Below are 23,787 nucleotides of genomic sequence, written 5' to 3' on the forward strand. Positions count from 1 at the left end.
TATTTCCTACCTTTACAGACCATGGAAAAGATTGCAGTCTATTATTTTTTATTTATTAATTTCATCAGCTTTTTAAGCTTTTATATAGACAAGGAAAAAGCTAAAAATAAAAGCAACAGAATCTCAGAAAAAACATTACTCACCTATTGCATCATTGGCGGAAGCTTAGGTGGATTTGCAGCCATGCAATTATTCAGGCATAAAACAAAAAAGAGAAGCTTTTTGCTTCCCTTTTATTTTATCGCTGTGCTACATATTGGATTAATCTACGGTTATGCCCGCTACCATGGCTCAGTTTAATTTTCATTCTCTTTTAATATTCTTAAAAAGTTTAATCCCATGATCTTTGCAATATCAGATGAGTCATACCCCCTCTTCAAAAGAGCGTGAGTTAAATTCGGAAATTTGCTGACATCTTCCAAACCCTGCGGAGTCGATTCAATACCATCGTAATCGGAACCAATAGCTACGTGATCAATGCCTATCTTTTTTACTAGATAGTCAATATGGTCCAATAATAAGGACATGGATACATTAGCTACATGCTTATGCTCACTTGTTAATTGCTCATACTGACTTGAAGCAGAAAGACTATAATTACCTTGCTTTCCAAATTGTTTTTTATATAATTTCTTCACTCGCTTTTCGTAATTTTTATCCAGAAAACCAGAATAGAAATTAACGCCAACGACTCCCCTATTTTTCTTCAAAGCCTCTAATTGGGCATCCTTCAAATTTCGAAAATGCGGGGTCAATGAATAAGAATTACTATGCGAGACTAAGACCGGTTTTGTGGAGATTTCCAATACATCATAAAACGTTTGCTCTCCAGCGTGGGATAAATCCACCATCATCCCCAGTTTATTCATTCTCCTGATAATCTCTTTGCCCAATGCAGACAATCCTTTTCCTTCCCTTGACTTTGTTTTAGATTCTTGAGCAGCAGCAGTTGCCCAAGACAAATCGTAGTTCCAAGTCAATGTCATATATCGTGCGCCTCGTTTATACAAAGCTTCTAGATTTTCCAGATCAGCCTCGATCATATTACCTCCTTCAATACCAATGAGCGCAGCAATCTTTCCAGATTTTAGAATGCGTTCGATTTCATCGCTATTTTTAGCCATTTCGATCTGATCTGGGTTTTGATCTAATACCTTCTCCAGAGCATCAATTTGATCATTGGCATGCTTAAAAGCTCCCGATTTCCATTTTTTATCATCAGACCAAACCGCAAAAACTTGAACATCCACTCCGCCCACAATCAACCTGGGAATATCTGTATGATTTACCATCAATTGCTGACTGATATCATGCCCTTTTAAAATCGAGGTAATGATCACATCATTATGGCCATCAACCACAATCATCTGCTGATGAATCGATCCGTAATCTTGCGCTTTCGCAGTTCCAATTACTGATAATATCAAAGCCAATCGTAAAACGTAATTTTTCATAAATATTATTTCTTCCCTTCTAGAATCGCTTCATAAATCGCATCTTGAATGCGACTTCTAATATTGAGATTCAATAATTTTGTAGAAACTTGTGGATGAACGCGATTGGACAGAAATATATAGACCAGCTGATTTGCTGGATCAATCCAAATGCAAGTACCCGTGTATCCCGTATGTCCATAGACACTTGAATTTGATAATTTTGAAGGGTATTCATTTTTGATATTGGGATCCCAACGATCAAAACCCAATCCTCGGCGGCTAGATTCAGACTGCTTTGACGTAAACAATTCGACTGTCTCTGATTTAAAATATCGCTCTCCACCATATTCCCCTTTATTTAGTAAAAGTTGTCCATAAATTGCCAAGTCATTAGCTGTTGCAAATAATCCAGCATGACCAGCTACACCCCCTGCCATAGCAGCTCCCTGATCATGAACATAACCTTGTAATAGTACCTTTCTAAAAGATGTATCCTGTTCAGTAGGTATAATTTGAGACTTTGAAAAACGCTCTCTAGGATTATATCCAGCAGTCTGCATCCCTAATGGTCGATAGAAATTATCCTGTACATAATCTTGCATCGGTATAGCAGTTTGATGTTCTGCCACTTCTTTCATGACATACATACTGATATCGCTATAGACATAACTGCCTACTGGCTTCACTTCAGAGTTGAGCATTTCAGGCCACATCACATCTCGATAATAATTGTTGAGCAAGTAACAACTATCAGCAACCTTGACGTTATGTGTAAACGAATAATTGCGTTGTACGTCGCCAGGCTTTAAATTTCTATAAAAGGGAATAAAAGGTGTAAACCCAGCCTCATGGAGCATTACACTTTTTAAAAGAATATCTTTTTTATTCGTTGATTTAGCCTGCCAAAGATAATCTCCTATAGGTTTGTTTAAATCAATAATTCCTTGCTCCGTCAAGCGCATAATGACCGGTGTAGTCCCTGCAATTTTACTCACAGATGCCAAATCGAAGATGTTATGTATCGTTGTTGGTACTTCTTTACTATAAGTATGGTAGCCATAACCTTTTTCAAAAATAACCTGTCCATTCTTGACCACCATAACAACAGCCCCAGGAGTAGCTTTTTGAGCAATTGCCTCTTCAGCGATAGCATCTATTTTCTTACTTAACCTCTCAATATTAAGCACATCATTCTTGGCCAAACTGTACTGGATACGCGTCTGACTTGTCGCTTCCCCCATACCCTTTAAAAAAATAGCAGAATATGTTTTCTGAAGTTTATTAGTAGCTGACAAGCCTCCAAAAATGGTCATAGCTGCATTTCTTTGCGTTTCATCAGAAAAATGTGCATTCCACAAAATTGGACTTTTAAAATCATCAAGCATAGCTAATACGTCACCCTTTCCAAAAACAGCGAGAATGATTTTTTTATTATTTCGTTCCGCCTGCATGAGCTGATCGACAAAAGAAGTCGTTAACTCTTCCGATTTAATTGCGACGATCACCACATTGCTATATTTCACATGCTCATCAAAATTTTTATAACCGACATAATTAACTCCTGCATAACGAGATAATTGCTCCTGAAACTGATTAAACAAGCTCGAATCAGGTGCACAAATAGTCATGTTATATTGATCCAATTTACCTAAAGGAAGTACCGCATCCATATTATTAAAAAGGACGGTTTCATTTTTAATAGAAGATCTGTATTGGGCTTTTAAGTGATTAGTATGGAGACAGCCAATAGCAAAAAGTCCAGTAATTAGGAGTTTTATTCTATTTATCATCATGTGTTTAATAAGGGTTTATATGTAAATGTACAAATAAAAGCTATACAATCATGCACAAAAACGCACAAGTAATCATAATATTCAATTATGACCGATTTTGATCCACTTCGATCATTAAAGATAGAAAAGAGCTTTATAAGCAGCATAGTATATTTTAAAGCTATTAAAATGGTCGGAAAATGAAATCTATGATATTTCACACGATTATAATTGGATACAAATGCAAATTTATCTAAGTTTGATTTATGCCAGAGGTCGTAGAAAACAGAACCATTTTTTCCTTATTGGAAGTAACTCGAAGCATTCAAAAAACTATTGCTGAACGCTATAAGAGTTTGTATTGGATCAAAGCGGAGATGAACAAATTGAATCATTACTCCCATTCTGGGCACTGTTATCCCGAATTAGTCGAAAAAACCGAAGGAAAGATCGTAGCTGAGATTCGTTCCATCCTATGGAAAGCAGATTATCAAAGAATCAACAACCATTTTCTTAAGATAGCTCAAGAACCTTTGCGTGAAGGAATTACCATGTTATTCCAAGCGAGTATCTCCTACGATCCTATGTACGGTTTGAGTCTTAGAATTGTAGATATTGATCCGACCTTTACTTTAGGAGAGCTGGAAAAAGAAAAATTAAACAGTATCAATAAACTGAAGCAAGAAGGTATTTTTGATGCAAATAAAAACCTTCCTTTTCCTACACTACCCAAGCGATTAGCTATTATTTCGGTAGAAACCAGCAAAGGATTATCCGATTTTTACAAAATTATTAATCAAAATCCTTGGGGATATAAAATTGAGCAAACACTTTATCCGGCATTATTGCAAGGAGATAAATCAGTTCCTTCAATCATCCGGCAGCTGTCCATCATTGCAGAACGCTCAGAAGCTTACGATGCAGTAGCAATTATCCGCGGTGGTGGCGGAGAAGTAGGCTTATCAAGTTACAACAACTACCTATTGGCAAAAGCTATTGCCATTTTCCCACTACCTGTATTAACTGGTATTGGACACTCCACCAACCTTACAGTAAGTGAAATGGTCGCATATAAAAATGCGATCACACCAAGTGAACTCGCAGATTTCCTAATCCAAAAATTTCATAATTTCGCCATTCCCTTAGATCAATTGACAGCACGAATATTGCAAAATACAACTGCGATATTTAAAGATGAAAATGAAAAATTAAAAGCCTTTGCCTCAACCATTAAATGGTCTGTCCAGCAATCTATAAGACAATCAAAAATTGATTTGACTGCCTTTGAAAAAGATATTAAAACAAATTTAACCTACATCTTCCGTCAGAAATATACGACGCTCGATCATCTTGAAAAAATTATCCAGCTCGCAGATCCTATTCGACTGCTCCAAAAAGGATTTTCAATCACCAAAGTCAATGGAGAACTGTTGGTATCTGTAGATCAAATCAATGAGAAAGATGTACTCACAACTCAAGTCTGGGATGGTGAGGTGAGCAGCATCACACAAAAAATCAATAAAAATGGAAAATAATTATACCTATACCGACGCATTTTCGGAGTTAGAACAAATCGTACAGGAAATTGAAACTGGGAATACCAATATTGATGTCCTATCTGAAAAAATAAAAAGAGCATCTCTATTAATTCAAGTTTGCAGAGCACAGCTCACCTCCACAGAAGAGGAGGTCAATCTTTTATTAAAAAACTTGACCCCCAATGAAGATGAAGATGAATAGTTAATGCTTCAATAAACGGTAATAATGATTATCCAAATGTTTACGCATGCCTTCTTTAAAGGAAGTTACATCACCATTTTTTAATAATTTTATCAGATCTTTATGAGAAATAAATTCTTTTGAAGCATTATCGCTATTTAATAAACCGCTGTCATGGACATATTGGAAAATAGGTAACAAGAGTTCTTGAAAATCCATTAACATTTTATTACCGGAGATCTTATACAATTTACCATGAAAAGCAACCTCTTCTTCAATCTTAAAAGATCGCGTATCGCTATTAATTGATTCAACTCGCACGATTGCCTCCAATTCAGCTATATCTTCTTCCGATGTGCGATCGAAAATCAATTCTGCCATCCCCACTTCAAGAGCAAGTCGCATTTCAAATATATCTTTGAGCGTATCATCATCTAACATCGCTGGGTGGAAAATCTTCTTTAAAGGCGATAGCAGCTTTGGATTTGTTAAAACAGCTCCCCTGTGCTTGCGAGATTCTATTAAACCAACCATACGCAACCGTAATAAAGCCTCTCTAATAACAGTTCTGGAAACCCCAAAACTTTCAGAAAGCTCTAGTTCCTTTGGAAGAGATTCTCCAATTTGGATATTACGAGCCCTAATCAAATCAATAATATGATTTTCTACTTTGTCTACTAAACTTGATGTATCAACATTTTCAAATTTCTCTAACATGGGATTTTTTATTATGATTTTTCACTTGAATCAAAGTCATTACAAATGTTACACTTTTTTTTCTCATTTACTTGCTATAATAGAGATAAAAGAATAATTTTAATGTTTTAAATGTACGACATAATGCTTTTGGCGAATAATAATAAAAAGTATGCATGTAAACAATTTTGTAGAGACATTGCTTGTATTCAAAACAGAGGCAAGAATATGTATGATATATCGTCGGTATGTGACAATTTAATCATTCACCATTTAAGCACACTGCTCTGCTATAAAAAAATAAGGATACCATTTTTATACTGCTAACTAAAAAAATCTAAAGATATAATATTTACATCCATGAATAATCTCAAATTACAAGGCTTAATTGCAGCACCTTTTACTCCATTATTGTCCAATGGCGATATTAACATTGGCGCTATTCCAGCTTATTATGAATTATTGAAACAGAATCATGTTGCGGGCGCCTTTATATGTGGATCTACAGGCGAAGGGGTGTCATTAACTTTTGATGAGCGGGTCGCTATTATGCAAACTTGGGCAGAGACAACACTGCAGGATAAAGATTTTAAGGTGATCACGCTTGTTGGGGGTACAAATATTAAAGAATGCTGTTTGCTTGCTGCTAAAGCCGAAGAATTTGGACTATATGGTATATCCTTCACTTCGCCATTTTATTTCAAACCGGCAAATATAGATCAGTTAGCAAAGTGTTGCGCAGAAATCGCTTCAGCGGCACCGCATACAGCCTTTTATTATTATCATATACCCGTATTGACTGGAGGAAATTTTGCGATGATCGATTTATTAAAAGCAGTTGACGGCAAAATCCCCAATTTTGCAGGTATAAAATATACCCATGAAGACTTTATGGATTACTTATCATGTCTTAATTTTGCTGACCGCAAATATGATATGCTTTGGGGCCGAGATGAAAACATGCTATCTGCCCTTGTCCTTGGAGCTAAAGGAGCAGTTGGAAGTACTTACAATTATGCCGCACCACTATATTTAGCATTAATTGCTGCTTATGATCAAGGTGATTTTGAGAAAGCAAACACATTACAACAAAAATCAATCGATATGATCACATTATTAGGAAAGTATGGTGGCATATCAGTCGGTAAATCTTACATGAAACTAATTGGTTTGGATTGCGGCGAATTTAGACTTCCTGTACGCAATATGACGACAACTGATTTTGAAAAATTTAAAGCTGATGTGGCAGCATTAGATTTTCAAAGTTTCCAATCAACGTTATAACATCATGAAAATTATTCCTCTTATCCTAAGCACTTTCTTATTTATGCAATGCAATACAACAAACAAAGTTGCCGAGATCAATTGGTCTATGGCAGACTCTTTACCCAAAACTATTAACGATCAAGTTCAAATAGGTGTGGCTGGCCCCATTGTTGGAATTCACCACAATCATTTATTGATTGCGGGTGGTGCTAATTTTCCAGAAAAAATGCCTTGGGAAGGAGGGGTAAAAAAATACCAGCATTCTGCATACATCTTTTCTCTTCACGATCACAAGCTACAATTGATAGACACCGTTTCATTTCATACATCAACGGCTTATGCCGCAAACAGTAGTCAAGAGGAGGGAATCTATACAGCAGGAGGCGAAAATGAAGAGGGAGCCTCTTCCCAATTTCATCGCTACACCTGGAGTAAGATAAAAAATAATTTTGTCGCTCAACCATTAGCCGATCTACCCCTTCCCTTGAGCAATGCAAGCCTCGTTTCAGATGAGCACAATTGCTATCTGATAGGAGGAGAAAATGCAAACCTGGTATCAGATAAAATATATCGCTATGACCAGCAATGGGAAGAATACATGAATCTGCCTTATCCGCTAACGCATACAGTAGCACTTACAAAAGATCACTTTCTTTACCTGTTTGGGGGACGAACGAAACAGGTAAATGCTGTCAGTACACTATACAAGACATGCTACAAAATAAATTTAAGAACAAAAGAATGCATTCAAATTGCTGATTTACCAGAAGCTCTTTCAGCAGGCACAGGATTCAAAGATGATAAAGGTCGCCTATTTTTAATTGGCGGAGATAATGGGATTACTTTTCACAAAGTCGAAAACCTCCTATTGGAGATTGCAAAAGAAACAGATCCGGTAAAAAAAGAAAAATTAATACACGATAAAGCAATAGTACAGTCCAATCATCCAGGATTCAGCAAAAAGATATTGCAGTATGATGACCAATCAAACACATGGCAAGAAGTTGGCAATTTGCCAGTAGGTTCGCCGGTCACCACTACAGCTGTCTTTCACCAAAAACAAGTTTATATTCCATCGGGGGAAATTAAAGCAGGTATTAGATCTGCAGGAATACTAACAGGTACAATACAATAACTATTATATAAACCAAATCATGATAAAAAATAAAAAATATTACCCGTGGGTCGTCGTAGGCCTGCTATGGGTAGTCGCTCTATTAAACTATATGGATCGGCAAATCCTGTCAACCATGCGTCCAACGATGCAGGTTGATATCGTCGAATTACAATCAGCAACCGTATTCGGGCAATTAATGGCAATATTCCTTTGGATATACGGCCTCATGAGTCCTGTTTCAGGAATATTAGCGGACAGACTTAATCGAAAATGGCTTATTGTTGGTTCTCTATTCGTTTGGTCACTGGTCACTTCGTTGATGGGCTTTGCCACTACGTATCCCGAATTGATGATCTTACGCGGCATCATGGGTATTTCAGAAGCCATCTACATTCCAGCAGGCCTGTCTCTCATTTCGGATTTTCACAGTGATAAGTCCCGTTCATTAGCGATCGGTATCCATATGACTGGTTTATATACAGGTCAGGCATTGGGAGGATTTGGAGCCACCTTAGCAAGCTCATACTCTTGGCATAGTACGTTCAAACTCTTTGGTTTGATAGGCATATTATATGCTCTAGTACTCATGTTCTTTCTCTCCGAAGCTCCTGCTAGAACAAAAAGTTCAAATGAAAAAGAAAAACCGGTCAATAGTTTCAAAGCCATCGGTATGCTATTAAGCAATATCTCCTTTTGGGTTATATTATTCTATTTTGCCATACCAAGTTTACCCGGTTGGGCAACAAAAAACTGGTTACCAACATTATTCTCCGATAACCTCCATATACCGATGTCCCAAGCAGGACCGCTATCTACTGTTACTATCGCTATTTCATCCTTCTTGGGAGTTATTTTTGGCGGTCTATTATCCGATCGCTGGATTCAAAAAAATGTAAAAGGCCGTATTTATACCTCTGCAATAGGTCTATTACTGACCATACCAGCTATGTTCTTAATCGGTTATGGACAAAATATAGTTCATGTCGTTGGAGCTGGATTGATGTTCGGTTTTGGCTTTGGGATGTTTGATGCCAATAATATGCCGATTCTCTGTCAATTTGTACCTAGTAAATTCCGAGCAACCGCATACGGCATCATGAATATGTTAGGTGTTATGGCCGGTGCATTCATCACAAAAGTGCTAGGAAGCTCTGCCGACGAAGGGAAATTAGGAAAAGACTTTGCCCTACTAGCCATCATTGTTTTCATAGTCGTCATCGTTCAACTGGTAGTATTAAAACCCAAATCAAATGCATCTTTGGATTAGAAAAATAATACTACTAACCACCATGGTCACATGGTGTACAGTCATGGTGTATCCGCAAAAAAAAGTTGCCTGCATCGGCGATTCTATTACCAAAGGATTAGGTATAAAAAATGGTGATAAAACCTATCCTGAGCAACTTCAAGAATTATTAGGCTCAAACTATGATGTTCAAAATTTTGGTTTTAGCGGTGCCACTTTATTACGTAAAGGGCATAAACCTTATGTCGAAACACCGGAATACAAGCAAGCACTTGCATTTCAACCAGACATCGCAGTTATAGCACTCGGAATAAATGATACCGATCCGCGTAACTGGCCTAACTATGGTGATCAATTTGAACACGATTACAGTTTACTAATCAGCGATTTGATAAAAACGAATCCACATATTTCGATATATATCTGTACACTCACTCCTATTTTTAGCGGGCACCCACGTTTCTTATCAGGAACAAGAGACTGGTATCAACAAATCAGTCTTCTAATTCCAAAAATTGCTAAAAATAATCAAGTAAAACTGATCGATATCAATGGTCAGTTGAAAAGTAGAATAGATTTATTCGAAGATAATATACATCCAAATACCGCAGGTGCCACCCTGATTGCCAAGCAAGTGAATCGAGCATTGACAGGTGTCGTGCAGCCACTTTCAATCGATCTTAATTTTGGGGATCATATGGTTTTACAGCGAAACCGTGAAAATCAAATTGCTGGAAAAGCTTCTTCACATGAAAGCATAACTCTCCATTTCAACAACAAAGTATACCAAGGAGAAGCGAATGAAAATGGTCATTGGTCAATTTTTTTACCATCCATGCTTGCAGGAGGTCCCTATGAAATTGTAATAGAATCCCAAAAACAAGAAGTTAAAATCAAAGACGTTCTATTTGGCGATGTATACTTGGCTTCCGGACAATCAAACATGGCATTTGAATTGAAACATGCGCTGTCAGCAGACAGCCTCATGCTGATCAATGCTCCTCAGGTCAGGCTGTTTAAAAATACCAATTTAGTTCAGACAAACTCAACAACTTGGGATGCAACTACTTTAGAAAAGATCAATAATTTAGAATTTTTCTCAGGCAGATGGAGCTTACCGACAAAAGAAAACAAAGCAGATTTTTCAGCCATAGCGTATGCTTTTGCCTTTGAAATCTCGAGTAAGACGAATATTCCAATTGGCATCGTCGAGTTAGATGTACCAGGATCCAATACAGAGTCTTGGATAGACAGAACAACACTCGAACAAGACAATCTATTGGCGACATACATACACAATTGGAGGAAATCAGATTTTATTCAAGACTTCTGCCGCACTCGATCCGATCAAAATCTGGCTCTTGCAACCCAAAAATACCAAAGACACCCGTATGATCCGTCTTTCAACTTTGAAGCAGGAGTAGTCCATTGGTTAAAAACCCAATTCACCGCTATTCTATGGTATCAAGGAGAAAGCAATGCCCACAATATTGAGCTCCATGAACTATTATTTAAAACCTTGGTTAGCTCATGGCGTCATCAGCTCCAGCAGCACCTGCCTTTTTATTATGTCCAACTATCCAGTATCAATCGTCCTTCTTGGCCAAGATTCAGAGATAGTCAGCGCAAGTTGAACCAGCAGATTGAAGACACCTATATGGCTATTTCCTCTGATGTAGGAGATTCTTTGGATGTACATCCTAAAAACAAGGTGATCATCGGCAAGCGGTTAGCTAACTTGGCTCTAGCACATACCTATAAGTATCAGATTAATGCGGATTATCCATCGTTTAAGTACTACAAGAAAAAAGAAAAAACGATTGATGTGTATTTTAACAATAGTAAAACACTCACCACGAGAAATAAACAACCTCTACAAGGATTTATTTTAATCGATAACCAAGGATTTACCCATCAACCTGAACGTTTGTCGATTCAGAAAAATCGAGTTACGATCGATTTACCTGAGCATATTATCATCACCGAAATTCGTTACGCATATTCACCTTACACCACTGCAAACTTGGAAAATGAATCAGGAGTACCTGCTTCTACCTGCAGTCTCAAAATTGACTAACCTATGTATACTTTAACACAACTCGAGCAACTCGAAAAATTTTATAAAACACAGCTTCTAGAAGATACTGTACCCTTTTGGTTTCCCAAATCATTCGACTATGAAGAAGGAGGCTTTTTATTGATGCGTGATCAAGATGGAAGTTTAATAGATGACGACAAAGCTGTATGGATACAAGGACGGGCAACTTGGTTATTAGCAACACTATACAATACCGTAGAACCTCGAGAAGAATGGTTAGAAGGAGCTAAATTAGGCTATGATTTTATCCGAAAGCATTGCTTTGATCATGATGGACAAATGTTTTTTCATGTCACCAAAGATGGTCAGCCCATCCGAAAAAGAAGGTACTATTTTTCTGAAACATTTGCTGTTATTGCATTTGCAGCCTATGCAAAAGCTTCGAAATCGCAAGAAGCGGCAGATTTGGCACGTTCCATTTTTGGAAAATGCATCCAATATGCTTCCGGAGAAATCAAATTAACCCCAAAATTCACAGACACGAGACCCGCAAAAGGCATTGGCACACCTATGATCATGATCAATACAGCACAACAATTGCGAGAAACAATTGGTGATCCACGTTGTGATCAAGCCATTGCAAATTGGATTGAAGAAATAGAATCAAATTTTGTAAAACACGATTTAAAAGTAGTCATGGAACAGGTGTCCCCTACTGGTGAAATCATTGATCATATTGATGGAAGAACATTAAATCCGGGACATGCCATAGAAGGCGCTTGGTTTATCTTACATGAAGCAAAATATCGTAACAACGATCCAACACTCATCCAATTGGGTTGTAAAATGCTCGACTATATGTGGGAAAGAGGATGGGACAAAGAGTTTGGTGGCATCCTTTATTTTAGAGATCTATACGATAAACCTGTTCAGGAATATTGGCAAGACATGAAGTTTTGGTGGCCACAAAATGAAACAATCATCGCTACACTCCTTGCTTATCTGATGACAGGAAATCAAAAATATGCTGAGATGCATAAAAAAATTCATCAATATGCTTATGATAAATTTCATGATCAGCAACATGGCGAATGGTTTGGATACCTCCATAGAGATGGATCTATTGCGCAAACTGCAAAAGGAAATTTATTTAAGGGTCCATTTCACCTGCCACGTCAAGAATGGTATTGTTGGACTATTTTAAACAATTTTATAAAGGACAATAATGGACTGTAAACACCTCTTCATAAGTATCCTTATTACCATTACCGGTATGTGCTGGTATCCAAGATCATATGCGCAAGAGAACCTAATCCCTCTGCCCATAAAAATGGAATTAGGCAAGGGCAAGCTCAAGCTCCATAAGGGTATTATTGTACAAAATAATAATCTGTCCCTACAATCAGAATATCAACTTGCAGCAAATATTCTTGCGGACTGGAAAATAGAAGAAAAAGCATGGATTAAGAACCCATATCTTCCGGTATTAAAACTTGAACTTTTATCCAATACCCCAACAACTGCACATGACGAATCTTATCATTTAAAAATAGATGATAAAGGTATTTTTATAACGGCACATTCCAGAGCAGGCATTTTTTATGGCCTTCAAACATTAAGACAGTTTTCTGTCCAAAAGAAAATGCTAACCTTTTGTGACATTCATGATGCACCTGCATTCTCCTGGAGATCCTTTTTGGTTGACGTCGGACGCAATTATCAACCACTTGAAATGCTAAAAGAGCAAATCGATATCATGGCTCGTTATAAATTGAATGTCTTACATTTTCATTTTACCGAAGATATTGCATGGCGTTTAGCTAGTAAAAAATATCCTGGCCTGACCGATCCATCAAATATGACAAGAGGAACAGGAGCACATTATTCAGAACAGGACTTCAGAGAATTAATCGCTTATTGTAAAGCAAGACATATCCTCCTGTTGCCGGAGATTGATATGCCTGGACATAGTGAAGCTTTTAAACGATATTTTGGAGTAGGCATGCAATCTGATTCTGGTCTATATTATATCAAAGAGTTGTTAAAAGAGTTTTCACAAACTTATAAAGACCTCCCATATCTTCATATTGGTGGCGATGAGGTAAAGATTAGCAACCAAAATTTCATGCCCAAAATTACCAGATACGTGGAGGGCTTAGGTTATAAAACGATCGGTTGGGATCCAGGCAGTAATTTGATGCCTCAAACCATCAGACAATTATGGATGGGTGGACCTAAAGCCATACAAGAAGGAGGAGAGTTTGTCTATATTGACTCTAAACACCTCTACATTAATCACATGGATCCATTGGAAACCGTCACAACTCTTTTTCACCGCAAATTGGGGGAGCAAGATAAATCAAACAAGAATCTGATTGGGGCGACCTTGTGTGCATGGCCAGATCGTGCAGTTGCCAAACCAGAGGACATGTTCTATCAAAATGCCGTTTACCCTTCCATCTTAACATTTGCAGAGCGCATATGGCGTGGTGGAGGACAATCGGGATGGATATGTAACATCGTAGATGAAAACACAAACGCCTATCAGGAGTTCAAAAATTTTGAAAATAGATTACTCCATCATAAGCATCAGTATTTTTCGAACAAGCCCTTTCCCTATGTGAAGCAAACTGGACTAAAATGGGATCTGATCGGACCTTTTCAAAACGGCGGAAATCTGACGCAATCTTTTGATATTGAGCAACAGCCCTATGCAAAGGGGTTAGCAGTAGCAAAAAAAATAGAAGGCGGCACCATCATACTCAGACACTGGTGGTCAGACATTATATCAGGAGCCATCAACAACCCACAACAAAATACCACCTGGTATGCACGTACTAAGATATGGAGCGATACAAACCAACCTAAATTATTTTGGATCGGGTTCAACAATCTTTCCAGATCTTATGCCAGTAATACACCTAAACTCAACACTTGGGACAATCTAGATAGTAAAGTTTGGGTCAATCATCAAGTCATCGCACCTCCATTATGGAATCATGCCGGAGCAAAAGGTCATTTAGAAATACCACTTACAGATGAAGGATATACCTATAGAGAACCCATGAAAATTTCATTAAAAAAAGGATGGAATGAAGTATTGATCAAACTACCCGTACGTGATTTCAAAGGAGAAGATTGGCAAAACCCAATCAAATGGATGTTTACTTTTATTCCTATCAACTAAAAAAATAAAACCAATATCATATGAAAACAACATTTTTAACCATTTGTGCAGGAGCACTTTTTTCGATGGCGCAAGCTCAAGAAGTGACCGTCTTTGAATCAGGAAAAGATGGCTATGCCAGCTATCGAATACCCGCAATCATTAAAAATAAAAACGGTGATTTATTAGCCTTTTCAGAAGGACGTGTAGATCATGCTGGAGATTATGGCAACGTAGACATCGTCTATAAAATCAGTAAGGACAATGGAAAAACCTGGGGAACTATTCAGGTTGCTGCAGATTACGACCAGTTGCAAGCAGGCAATGCTGCCCCTGTAGTAGACTTATTGGATCCTCAATATCCCAATGGTCGTATCTTTCTGTTTTACAACACAGGGAATGGTCATGAGCATGAAGTAAGAAATGGAAAAGGATTACGAGAATGTTGGTATGTCACATCCACTGATGGAGGAAAAACATGGGCAGCACCTACAAATATCACAACAGCAGTACACCGCCCCAATCAACCATTATTAAATTCTAACTATACGTTTAAAGAAGATTGGAGAGCATATGCAAATACTCCCGGTCATGCTTTACAGTTTGATTCAGGAAAATACAAAGGCCGTATTTATATCCCAGCAAACCATTCTGAAGGAAATCCAAAACCTGCAGGAAAAGATTATTATGCACACAGTTACTATTCCGATGATAATGGTAAAACTTTCAAGATTGGCAATACTATAACTTTTGAAGGAGGAAATGAGACTATGGCAGCTCAAATATCAAAAACAGGACTTTACATGAATACTAGAAACCAGCAAGGAAATGTAAGGAACCGCATCATTTCCTATTCCAATGATGGCGGAGTAACATGGGATACAACTTTTTATGATAAAAATCTACCCGATCCAGTTAATCAAGGAGCAACTTTATCTTGGAAAAAAGGGAAAAATTATATACTAGCAGTCTGTAATGCTGCTTCAGAAAAAGATCGTGACAACCTGACATTGCGCATCAGCAAGGATCAAGGCAAAACCTGGTATTTCAATCAAGTTGTAGCAAAAGCACCAGCAGATTATAAAGGATCTTATTCCGCATATTCGGATATTGTACTGGTCGAGAAAAATAAAATTGGGGTATTATACGAAAAGGACAATTATAAAACGATTGTTTTTACCGTCGTCCCTGTCAAATAGAAAACAGATCATGAGACAAAGGGGTTTGTATCGTGTTAGATGCAAACCCCTTTATTGTCATATTAAATAAAATCAATTAAAACATCGGAACCTCAATCAACAATACTTTAGCATCCGATGTTGCTTGTACATCAATATCCTCTATTTCCCATATTCCGATCGCATCTCTACGATTTATAACCTCTCCTGCGATTTGAAGACTACCTTCTAGTACGAATATATAAACACCATTGCCTTGTCCATGTAAAGTATAATTTGTACTTATACCAGCATCTAGATCTGCCAAATTAAAATAAGCATCTTGATGAATAAACACAGCATGACTATCTGCTTTATTTGGAGATACAACAGTTGCAAATTTATTTTTACGATCTACATCTGCATAAGACTTCTGGTCATAACTAGGGGTCAACTGTCTTTCATTCGGGATGACCCAAATTTGAAGAAACTTAACCGGATTCTCTTTACTTCCATTAAATTCAGAATGCGTTACACCAGTACCTGCCGACATGATTTGCACATCTCCTGTTTGGATATCACGACTGGTACCCATACTATCTTGATGTGATAAAACACCTTCCAAGGGAATACTAACAATTTCCATATTGTCATGCGGATGACGACCAAAACCATTTCCTGCTTCGACAAAATCATCATTTAAAACACGTAATGCCCCAAAATTAACCTTATCTTGATCAAAATAGTTTCCAAAACTAAATGAGTGGGCACTTTTCAACCATCCAAAGTCAACATGTCCACGATTTTCTGATTTATGTATTATCTTTTGCATTTTCTTATATTTATATGTTCAAACACTCAAATAGAATACCAAGCTATAAATCAGCAAATAATGGACTTTTTAGCATGACATATTGACAAATCAACTGATCATTTCACACACCTATATCATCATCTTCACAAGGTTATAAATCACACTGGAAACATTTCTATTGCAGAAGAATTCCCAGTAAGACATACACGTCATCAGGCTATTTTAACTTATCTGGTGAAAAAGCATAAATAAGTGCTCGCGCTAATATGCGATTTGGATCAATCAGATTCATGCCATTATGATCATTTTCTGGAAGCGCCAATGGTAGTTCTGTACATCCCAAAACGATGATCTCCGCTCCTGCCTTTTTCAATTCGTCCATAGCACTATGCAGTTCCAGACGGACCTTATTTGTAACAGGAGTAGATTGTGCTTTAATACCATACTCTTTATCATATATAGCATCATGTACACGCCCTTGCCATTCATCACTAGGTTCCACGACTTCAAACCCTTCCTCCAATAACATATCCCGATAAAGACCCGAATTACGGGTGCCCGTAGTAGAAAGAATACCCACTTTTGCCTGTGGATAAAGAGCTTTCATAAAAGCAACGGTTTCGCTAATCAGGTGCAATACTTTAATCTTTTGATTCGTTCGGGCAAGCTCCTGCTCAAAGACAGAATAAATTGGAGCAGCATGCGCTGTATTACATGGAATACCTACCACGGTTACTCCCGCATGCTCTAATTGCCTTGTTATTTCGGCAATTGCTATAGCTGGATTTATGGTTGAATTTCCATTTAAATAGGCCGTTCGATCACCAATCAAATTAGGAAATGAATAAAGCATGACCGGTAAATGTTCCTGATCTGATACAGCAATAGTCTCTTCAATAATTTTTTTATAAATGTCCAATCCCCCTAAAGGACCAACACCTCCTATAATACCAATCATATTCTTCGTTTTCTAATTTAATGCACCTCTTCGTTATCCATAAGACCAAAAGGTCTCTCCTTTATCCAAAAATAATTCCATTAAAGATGTTTATAACCCCCATTCATATATCCGAATTATTAAACGTCACAGCAATTTTTCAATTATGAATATAAAAACTCTTAACCCATAATCAGTATGCCAATCCACTATACCGCTTTCATTTTTTCTTTAGAAATATGCAAACGAGGTGCCAAAGGCATATATCGAGCATTCGCTAAAAGATCTCGATCGATTATTAGCAGCTATGCTTGATTTATCATCAATAGATATATAAATAGCCTACGCACTGACCCTATTTCCTAATAAATTCTAACATTGACCATATGAAAATAGGAAGATAAAAAAATGGACCAAATAATAAACCGATATATAATATGGATTTTTTATTTGGTCACGTGATTTCATTGATTTGATATTGACGACAATAATACATTTGAAATATTATTGTATCAAGAAAAAGCATCTTGGATAGTCATTCTGAAAATTTAGTCACAAAAAAAACGACTTAATTTCTTAAGTCGTTTTAGTAGCCCGTAGGGGAATCGAACCCCTGTTTCTAGAATGAAAATCTAACGTCCTAACCCCTAGACGAACGGGCCATTTGGCATCTCCATCGGGATATTTCCCTGTTTGGAGATGCAAATATAGATATTTTTATCAATCTTCCAAAAAAGATTTAAAAAATTTATTAGATCAAATCAAAACCAATATCTCTACGGAAATATTTACCTTCAAAATAGATCCTTCCAGCATCAGCTGTGGCCTGTTGCAAAGCATCAAATAAGGTATCTTGTAAAGTCGTCACAGCAATAACGCGACCACCAGCACTGACGATATCGCCATCCTGTGTCGCTGTTCCAGCATGAAAGACAATAGATTCTTTTACATTCTCTATATTTGAGATTACTTTGCCAGATTCATAGTTTCCAGGATATCCGCCCGCAACTAACATAACCGTTACAGCAGTTTTTGAAGAAACAGTATAAGAACGTGTATCTAAGTTGCCTTGCGCAACACCTTCTAACAAATCAATTAAATCAGATTCAATACGAGGTAAAACCGATTCTGTCTCAGGATCACCCATACGCACGTTGTATTCAATCACTAGCGGCTCCCCTTCTACATTCATCAAGCCTATAAAAATAAATCCCTTATACGGAATTTGATCTTTCTTCAGTCCCTCAACAGTAGGTTTTATTATACGCTCTTCAACCTTACTTAAAAACACTTCATCAGCAAACGGAACTGGTGAGATCGATCCCATTCCTCCTGTGTTTAAGCCCGTATCCCCTTCACCGATACGTTTATAATCTTTTGCAGAAGGCAATACTTTATATGAATTGCCATCTGTCAGTACAAAAACAGATAATTCAATTCCCTTTAAAAACTCTTCAACAACAACCACGTCACTTGCAGCACCAAACTTAGAATCAGCGATCATCGCTTTCAATTCCAACTTAGCATCTTCCAAAGTTTCACAGATCAATACGCCTTTTCCGGCAGCCAGTCCATCCGCTTTTAATACGATGGGCAATTTTTGAGTTTCTAGATAAGCAAGCCCTTCTTCCAAATTACTCTTGTCAAAAGAGCGTGATGCAGCAGTCGGGATACCGTGACGATCCATAAATTGTTTTGAAAAGTCTTTAGAACCCTCCAATTGTGCTCCCTCCTGTTGTGGACCAATAACAGGAATATGTTTCAAATCTGCACGGTTCAAGAAATAATCATGAATACCTTTAACAAGCGGTTCTTCTGGACCAACCAAAACCATATTGATATCATTCGCCAAGGCAAAACTTGCGATACCATCAAAATCGGTTACCTTTAAAGCAACGTTTTGACCATATACACCCGTACCTGCATTTCCAGGAGCAATAAATAAATTTTGAAGACGCTTACTTTGCGAAAGTTTATAGGCGAAGGCTGATTCACGACCGCCAGAACCAATGATTAGGATATTCATATTACAAAGATATTTTTTTTAGCTTAATTATAAGAGAAAATTTAAAATTGCGTTGATATCCATTTAAAAACAACAAATTATTTAATATTTTTTCGTAATTTATTCCAAATTATTGATCCTCAATTTATGCGTCTTAAGGCAATTTTCTTCGGTTTGTTATGCATCATGTCATTGGTATCATTTGGGCAAACAGATATCCATCCACTCCTCGATAAATTACAGCGTCACGCCTCACAAAATCCAAAAGAAAAAATCCATATCCACATGGATAAGGAAAGCTATTCTGTTGGAGAAACCATTTGGATGAAGCTATATTGTACTTTTGCTCCAGAAAATCAATTATCCGGATTAAGCCGTATAGCCTACATTGATCTGCTTTCACCCGAAAATAAAACGATCAATACATTAAAAATACCATTGATAGCTGGTCTAGGAATTGCTGATTTTCCTCTCACAGACACCCTCATAGAAGGTTCTTACCGCATCCGAGCCTATACTCAGTGGATGAGAAATGATAGCTCAGCCTATTTCTTTGATAAGACAATACCGATATACAATGGCCGTTCTGATCACGTCATGACAGATGAGGAAATCATCGTCGATAGAGATAAAAAATATTATGCTATAAATCTAAAAACACTTTCAGGAAATCCTTTACCAGAGGTTAATATCAATTATAAAACACAATTAAAAAATGGCAAATTAAAAAGTGCACGGCAAAAAACAGATCAAAAAGGTCAAATTTTGATTGATATGAAAGATATATCAGCTGGTGAAACGATTAATTTATCTTTCAAATCTATAGATGGAATCACTGTTCATAAACTCCTGACAGTCCCTTCCGATAAATCAAATTATAGCTTACAGATACTACCTGAAGCCGGTACCATTACACATAACATACTCACAAAAATAGGCTTTAAAGCACTTAATAGTAGAGGACTTGGAGAAAAAGCTGAAATCAAAATCGTTGATAATAACAATGAAGTGATGTCCCTATTCGAAACCAACCCGCTAGGTATGGCAAGCTATCAGGTAAATTTAGACGCACAAAAAAAATATACAGCTATTGCCACCTTTACAGATGGCACTCAAAAAGAAGTTCCTTTTCCTGCCGTACAACTTTCAGGATTAAATATGAATGTTGCCAACCTGATAGACGATAGAGTATTCGTCCAGGTAAGCGGTAGTCCAGATAAAATAGATCAACAACAGATTTACTTGATCGCACATTACCAAGGCACGATCTTCCATGTAGCCAAGCAAAAATTAAATACCAAAGAAATTCTTTTTTCCATTCCCAGACCAAGCTTGCCGCTGGGTGTCATTCAATTGTCCATCTTGGATGCCAATTTGAAACCGATATTAGAACGCATGATCTTCAACTATCGGTCTGATAAACGATTAGCGATCAACACCAATACAGACAAACCAACATATGGGCTAAGAGAAAAAGTAACAATCACAGTTATAACTGGAAATAGCCAAGATTCTACTCGAATCTCCGCATTATCCGCATCTGTGGTCAATACCAATAATACAAAAATTGATTCTAATCACCGATCAAGTATCTATACATCCTTATTACTATGTTCAGAAATCAACGGCTTCATAGAAAATCCCAACTATTATTTTCCAGCTAATGAAGAGATCAAAAAAGTTGATTTAGACGACCTCATGCTCATACAAGGCTGGAGGAAATTGGATTGGTCCGCATTAGACGATACCCTCAATAAACCACAATATCCGGTTGAAAAGAGTTTATCCATATCAGGCACAGTGAAGAAACTGAGTCGTAAAGTAGTTGTACCACAAGCCACTGTTACGTTAATCCCAACGTCCAATATGCTTGCCGCCATTGACACATTAACAGGCATAGACGGAAGATTTTCTTTTGATGAACTCTTATTTCCAGACAGTACCAAATTTATTATTACTGCTACATCAAAAAAAGATAAAAATAGACTTGATATCGATTTAGACGAGATGGATATTCCAATAAATGATTCCAATAAAAATTTTCCAGAGATTATGAATCATATCAACACCAAATATTTGGAAAATATCAACAGTACCCAAACCTACTTTTCCGAACTCGAAAAAGCAGGACTTATGTCCAGGTCCATTCAACTCGAAGAAGTAAAAATAACACGTACAAATAAGAAAAAAATTGTTCAAAATTCAAGTAATCTAAATGGATCAGGAAATGCAGACCAAGTGCTTACAGAAGAAGATTTAGCAAACTGTTTTACGTTAGAACAATGCCTTGCAGGAAGACTAGCAGGGGTTAGATGGCAAAATGGCATACCCTATAGCACCCGAAGTAATGGTCCCATGCAAATTGTGCTTGATGGAATGTATATTGAAAGCGATCAAATTTCAATGCTAAGCGCACCAGATATCGCTAGCATTGAGGTGTTACGCAATATTAATTACACCTCGATATATGGATCTTATGGAGGTAATGGTTTGATCTTAATCACGACCAAAAGAGGTGATGGTGCTGCACGTGCTTTTACCCCCACTGGCATCCGAACCTTTATACCTAAAGGGCTTTACCTCAATCGTACATTCTATAAACCAATCTACGACGCCACACAAGCTTCGACAATAGGTTCAGACCTAAGAACAACGATACATTGGGAGCCCAATCTCATTACCAATCAATCAGGAGAAGCGAGTTTTGATTTCTATACATCGGACGAAAAAGGCCCTTATACCGTTATTTTGGAAGGAATAGACTTCACCGGCAGAATAGGAAGAAAAGCAATACAGATTAGTGTGAGAGATTAAATCGACAACAACAAAAAATATTATGAAACATATAGTAATCAAAACAGAAGATCGCATCGCAAATATATTTTTAGACCGTGGAAAATCCAATGCAATTGACATGGTTCTGTTGCAAGAATTAAATACAACTATTCAAGAACTAAAACTAGACCCTGCTATTGAGGGAGTCATCATACATGGCAAAGAAGGTTTTTTTAGCGCTGGTTTAGATTTGATTGCGCTATATGACTATGGTGAAGCCGAAATAAAAGCATTTTGGACCCTATTCTTGAAAAACACCAAAGATCTAGCATCCTTTCCCAAACCACTCGTTTCTGCGATTTCAGGACATAGTCCTGCTGGAGGCTGCGTGATAGCACTTTGTTGTGATTATCGCATTATGGCTAAAGGCAATTTTATCATTGGATTAAACGAAATACCTGTTGGACTCATCGTACCCGATAGCATCTTTCATCTCTACAGCTTTTGGCTTGGTAAAGCCAATGCCTATCGCTTCTTATTAGAAGGAAAATTGTTGACACCACAAGAAGCCCTTACGGTAGGCTTAGTGGACGAAGTCGTTTCACCAAATGCCATCCAAACAGCCGCATTACGCAAAATTAAGTCCGTGACACAGTTCGATAAAGAAACATGGCAATCTTGCAAATTGAATTTTAGATCAGAACTTTTTGAACAGTTAACTGTAAAGCAAGAGGAGACGATTGAAAAAATATTGGTACAGTGGTGGAAACCATCTACACGTAGCATATTAAAAACAATCATCGATAACTTGACAAACAAGAAAAAATAACAATAAATTAACCCGATTAATTTATGACACATTTGTTTAAGACCTCCGATGTTCTATTTTTGTAAATAACTCAGGGAAATTCTAATCCATTTTTAGTAGATAATAACAATGATGTTAAAAAATATAATGGTTCTCTTGTTCATATCGATCATCGCGCTCGGTAGTTGCAACAGAACTGCTGATAAAAAAGAAAGTCAACAAGATTCCATCGCTACAACCACAGCAGATTCATTACCAAAAGTGATGGATACACTCGCTGTCCCGAAGCAAGAAATCGCACAAGATGAATCTATTGATCGAGCAATATCAAATATAGTACGTGCGTATAGCATGCAAGATTCAAAAGCATTAAACAGCTATATTGACAAAACAATAGGTCTCTATACCATTTACAGACCTGGAGTTCAAGCCATATATGTACATGCCACATCCATTGATTTTAATCATCCGATTCCAGAATATTATCCCTATCCAAAACCCAATTTCTCAGGAAAAGTAACCTTTGGAATACTGCCCGTATACGACTGTGGAAAAGAAACCTGGAATAAAAAAGGATTATTCTGTAACAATAAGCAACATCCAACAGAATTGTCCCAAACGGCAAAATTTATGAATGAAATTTTGGAAGCAAAAATATCAGATGCAGAAATACAAAAGTTAAAAGCACTCGAAGCCAAAAGCTACCGAGTCATCTTAACAGACAAAAATGCACCACTTATCTTTCATATCACGAAGCAAAGTAATCGATGGGTATTAACGGTTATAGATCGTGCCTATGGAAGCTGTGATGCTTAACCTGAAATTATATTTCACG

19 protein-coding genes and 1 tRNA gene are annotated in these 23,787 nt (G+C 37.2%); 13 read left to right on the forward strand and 7 right to left on the reverse strand.

The annotated features are described in order from the left end of the window. Positions 1-21: 21 nt before the first annotated feature. Positions 22-300, forward strand: coding sequence for a DUF1294 domain-containing protein (locus tag B3P23_RS19155; protein WP_045754757.1), 279 nt, complete (start codon positions 22-24; stop codon positions 298-300). Here the strand turns inward: B3P23_RS19155 and B3P23_RS19160 are convergent. Further along, the gene (locus B3P23_RS19160; protein ID WP_293928812.1) at positions 297-1,454 is read right to left on the reverse strand and encodes a dipeptidase; all 1,158 of its coding nucleotides are present in this window, start codon (positions 1,452-1,454) and stop codon (positions 297-299) included. The genes B3P23_RS19155 and B3P23_RS19160 overlap by 4 nt on opposite strands. A 5-nt stretch (positions 1,455-1,459) precedes the next feature. Continuing rightward, positions 1,460-3,229 carry a serine hydrolase domain-containing protein gene (locus tag B3P23_RS19165; protein ID WP_293928814.1) on the reverse strand — a complete coding sequence of 590 codons (1,770 nt, stop codon included), beginning with the start codon at positions 3,227-3,229 and terminating at the stop codon, positions 1,460-1,462. A 245-nt stretch (positions 3,230-3,474) separates the two neighbouring features. Here B3P23_RS19165 and xseA point away from each other — a divergent pair, with 245 nt between their 5' ends. Then, positions 3,475-4,743, forward strand: a complete 1,269-nt coding sequence (gene xseA / locus B3P23_RS19170) for an exodeoxyribonuclease VII large subunit (RefSeq protein WP_293928816.1) — start codon at positions 3,475-3,477, stop codon at positions 4,741-4,743. Then, the gene (gene xseB / locus B3P23_RS19175) at positions 4,733-4,948 is read left to right on the forward strand and encodes an exodeoxyribonuclease VII small subunit (protein ID WP_045754761.1); all 216 of its coding nucleotides are present in this window, start codon (positions 4,733-4,735) and stop codon (positions 4,946-4,948) included. The genes xseA and xseB overlap by 11 nt, the downstream gene beginning before the upstream one ends. Here the strand turns inward: xseB and B3P23_RS19180 are convergent, their stop codons facing one another. Beyond that, positions 4,949-5,644, reverse strand: coding sequence for a FadR/GntR family transcriptional regulator (locus tag B3P23_RS19180; protein ID WP_094771848.1), 696 nt, complete (start codon positions 5,642-5,644; stop codon positions 4,949-4,951). It abuts the gene before it with no gap. 339 nt (positions 5,645-5,983) lie between these two features. On the opposite strand from B3P23_RS19180, the gene B3P23_RS19185 reads away from it, so the two are divergent. From B3P23_RS19185 to B3P23_RS19215, 7 genes are read left to right on the forward strand one after another with little or no spacing between them, the layout of a single operon-like run. Next, positions 5,984-6,907: a dihydrodipicolinate synthase family protein gene (locus tag B3P23_RS19185; protein WP_293928818.1), complete on the forward strand. Its 924-nt coding sequence runs from the start codon at positions 5,984-5,986 to the stop codon at positions 6,905-6,907. 4 nt (positions 6,908-6,911) lie between these two features. Beyond that, positions 6,912-8,024 (forward strand): kelch repeat-containing protein, encoded by a 1,113-nt coding sequence (locus B3P23_RS19190; protein ID WP_293928820.1) that lies wholly within the window; start codon positions 6,912-6,914, stop codon positions 8,022-8,024. A gap of 19 nt (positions 8,025-8,043) precedes the next feature. Further along, a complete protein-coding gene (locus B3P23_RS19195; protein ID WP_293928822.1) occupies positions 8,044-9,273 on the forward strand; it encodes an MFS transporter in 1,230 nt (409 codons plus the stop codon). 22 nt (positions 9,274-9,295) lie between these two features. After that, a complete protein-coding gene (locus tag B3P23_RS19200; protein ID WP_293928824.1) occupies positions 9,296-11,329 on the forward strand; it encodes a GDSL-type esterase/lipase family protein in 2,034 nt (677 codons plus the stop codon). 3 nt (positions 11,330-11,332) lie between these two features. Beyond that, the gene (locus tag B3P23_RS19205) at positions 11,333-12,526 is read left to right on the forward strand and encodes an AGE family epimerase/isomerase (RefSeq protein WP_293928826.1); all 1,194 of its coding nucleotides are present in this window, start codon (positions 11,333-11,335) and stop codon (positions 12,524-12,526) included. Next, the gene (locus tag B3P23_RS19210) at positions 12,516-14,477 is read left to right on the forward strand and encodes a family 20 glycosylhydrolase (RefSeq protein WP_293928828.1); all 1,962 of its coding nucleotides are present in this window, start codon (positions 12,516-12,518) and stop codon (positions 14,475-14,477) included. Before B3P23_RS19205 ends, B3P23_RS19210 begins: the two co-directional genes overlap by 11 nt. A gap of 20 nt (positions 14,478-14,497) precedes the next feature. Next, complete coding sequence (locus B3P23_RS19215; protein WP_045754768.1) at positions 14,498-15,655, forward strand: sialidase family protein; 1,158 nt, start codon at positions 14,498-14,500, stop codon at positions 15,653-15,655. A gap of 76 nt (positions 15,656-15,731) precedes the next feature. Here B3P23_RS19215 and B3P23_RS19220 read toward each other — a convergent pair whose 3' ends face one another. The 4 genes from B3P23_RS19220 to purD all read right to left on the reverse strand — a co-directional run bounded on the left by B3P23_RS19220 (position 15,732) and on the right by purD (position 19,390). Continuing rightward, positions 15,732-16,445 (reverse strand): pirin family protein, encoded by a 714-nt coding sequence (locus B3P23_RS19220; protein ID WP_293928831.1) that lies wholly within the window; start codon positions 16,443-16,445, stop codon positions 15,732-15,734. 199 nt (positions 16,446-16,644) lie between these two features. Beyond that, positions 16,645-17,385, reverse strand: a complete 741-nt coding sequence (locus B3P23_RS19225; RefSeq protein WP_293928833.1) for an aspartate/glutamate racemase family protein — start codon at positions 17,383-17,385, stop codon at positions 16,645-16,647. Positions 17,386-17,954: 569 nt separating this feature from the next. Then, positions 17,955-18,026: transfer RNA gene (locus B3P23_RS19230), tRNA-Glu, on the reverse strand. An 89-nt stretch (positions 18,027-18,115) separates the two neighbouring features. Next, positions 18,116-19,390 carry a phosphoribosylamine--glycine ligase gene (gene purD, locus B3P23_RS19235; protein WP_293928835.1) on the reverse strand — a complete coding sequence of 425 codons (1,275 nt, stop codon included), beginning with the start codon at positions 19,388-19,390 and terminating at the stop codon, positions 18,116-18,118. Between the two features lie 126 nt (positions 19,391-19,516). Between purD and B3P23_RS19240 the strand changes: the two genes are divergently transcribed. The 3 genes from B3P23_RS19240 (at position 19,517) to B3P23_RS19250 (ending at position 23,768) form a co-directional block, all read left to right on the forward strand. Next, positions 19,517-22,183 (forward strand): carboxypeptidase-like regulatory domain-containing protein, encoded by a 2,667-nt coding sequence (locus tag B3P23_RS19240; protein WP_293928837.1) that lies wholly within the window; start codon positions 19,517-19,519, stop codon positions 22,181-22,183. A 22-nt stretch (positions 22,184-22,205) separates the two neighbouring features. Then, positions 22,206-22,973, forward strand: coding sequence for an enoyl-CoA hydratase/isomerase family protein (locus tag B3P23_RS19245; RefSeq protein WP_293928839.1), 768 nt, complete (start codon positions 22,206-22,208; stop codon positions 22,971-22,973). 108 nt (positions 22,974-23,081) lie between these two features. Next, positions 23,082-23,768: a hypothetical protein gene (locus B3P23_RS19250; protein WP_293928841.1), complete on the forward strand. Its 687-nt coding sequence runs from the start codon at positions 23,082-23,084 to the stop codon at positions 23,766-23,768. Positions 23,769-23,787: the final 19 nt, after the last annotated feature.

Source organism: Sphingobacterium sp. UBA6320 (assembly GCF_002440335.1).
Taxonomy (GTDB): domain Bacteria; phylum Bacteroidota; class Bacteroidia; order Sphingobacteriales; family Sphingobacteriaceae; genus Sphingobacterium.

Excerpts from the sequence above, each read along its gene's own strand:
- B3P23_RS19215 (WP_045754768.1), top strand. The coding sequence starts at position 14,498 with ATGAAAACAACATTTTTAACCATTTGTGCAGGAGCACTTTTTTCGATG.
- B3P23_RS19225 (WP_293928833.1), bottom strand. The coding sequence starts at position 17,385 with ATGATTGGTATTATAGGAGGTGTTGGTCCTTTAGGGGGATTGGACATT.
- B3P23_RS19195 (WP_293928822.1), top strand. The coding sequence starts at position 8,044 with ATGATAAAAAATAAAAAATATTACCCGTGGGTCGTCGTAGGCCTGCTA.
- B3P23_RS19185 (WP_293928818.1), top strand. The coding sequence starts at position 5,984 with ATGAATAATCTCAAATTACAAGGCTTAATTGCAGCACCTTTTACTCCA.
- B3P23_RS19245 (WP_293928839.1), top strand. The coding sequence starts at position 22,206 with ATGAAACATATAGTAATCAAAACAGAAGATCGCATCGCAAATATATTT.
- B3P23_RS19155 (WP_045754757.1), top strand. The coding sequence starts at position 22 with ATGGAAAAGATTGCAGTCTATTATTTTTTATTTATTAATTTCATCAGC.
- B3P23_RS19180 (WP_094771848.1), bottom strand. The coding sequence starts at position 5,644 with ATGTTAGAGAAATTTGAAAATGTTGATACATCAAGTTTAGTAGACAAA.
- B3P23_RS19165 (WP_293928814.1), bottom strand. The coding sequence starts at position 3,229 with ATGATGATAAATAGAATAAAACTCCTAATTACTGGACTTTTTGCTATT.
- B3P23_RS19205 (WP_293928826.1), top strand. The coding sequence starts at position 11,333 with ATGTATACTTTAACACAACTCGAGCAACTCGAAAAATTTTATAAAACA.
- B3P23_RS19240 (WP_293928837.1), top strand. The coding sequence starts at position 19,517 with ATGCGTCTTAAGGCAATTTTCTTCGGTTTGTTATGCATCATGTCATTG.
- B3P23_RS19210 (WP_293928828.1), top strand. The coding sequence starts at position 12,516 with ATGGACTGTAAACACCTCTTCATAAGTATCCTTATTACCATTACCGGT.
- xseA (WP_293928816.1), top strand. The coding sequence starts at position 3,475 with ATGCCAGAGGTCGTAGAAAACAGAACCATTTTTTCCTTATTGGAAGTA.
- xseB (WP_045754761.1), top strand. The coding sequence starts at position 4,733 with ATGGAAAATAATTATACCTATACCGACGCATTTTCGGAGTTAGAACAA.
- B3P23_RS19250 (WP_293928841.1), top strand. The coding sequence starts at position 23,082 with ATGATGTTAAAAAATATAATGGTTCTCTTGTTCATATCGATCATCGCG.
- purD (WP_293928835.1), bottom strand. The coding sequence starts at position 19,390 with ATGAATATCCTAATCATTGGTTCTGGCGGTCGTGAATCAGCCTTCGCC.
- B3P23_RS19200 (WP_293928824.1), top strand. The coding sequence starts at position 9,296 with ATGGTCACATGGTGTACAGTCATGGTGTATCCGCAAAAAAAAGTTGCC.
- B3P23_RS19220 (WP_293928831.1), bottom strand. The coding sequence starts at position 16,445 with ATGCAAAAGATAATACATAAATCAGAAAATCGTGGACATGTTGACTTT.
- B3P23_RS19160 (WP_293928812.1), bottom strand. The coding sequence starts at position 1,454 with ATGAAAAATTACGTTTTACGATTGGCTTTGATATTATCAGTAATTGGA.
- B3P23_RS19190 (WP_293928820.1), top strand. The coding sequence starts at position 6,912 with ATGAAAATTATTCCTCTTATCCTAAGCACTTTCTTATTTATGCAATGC.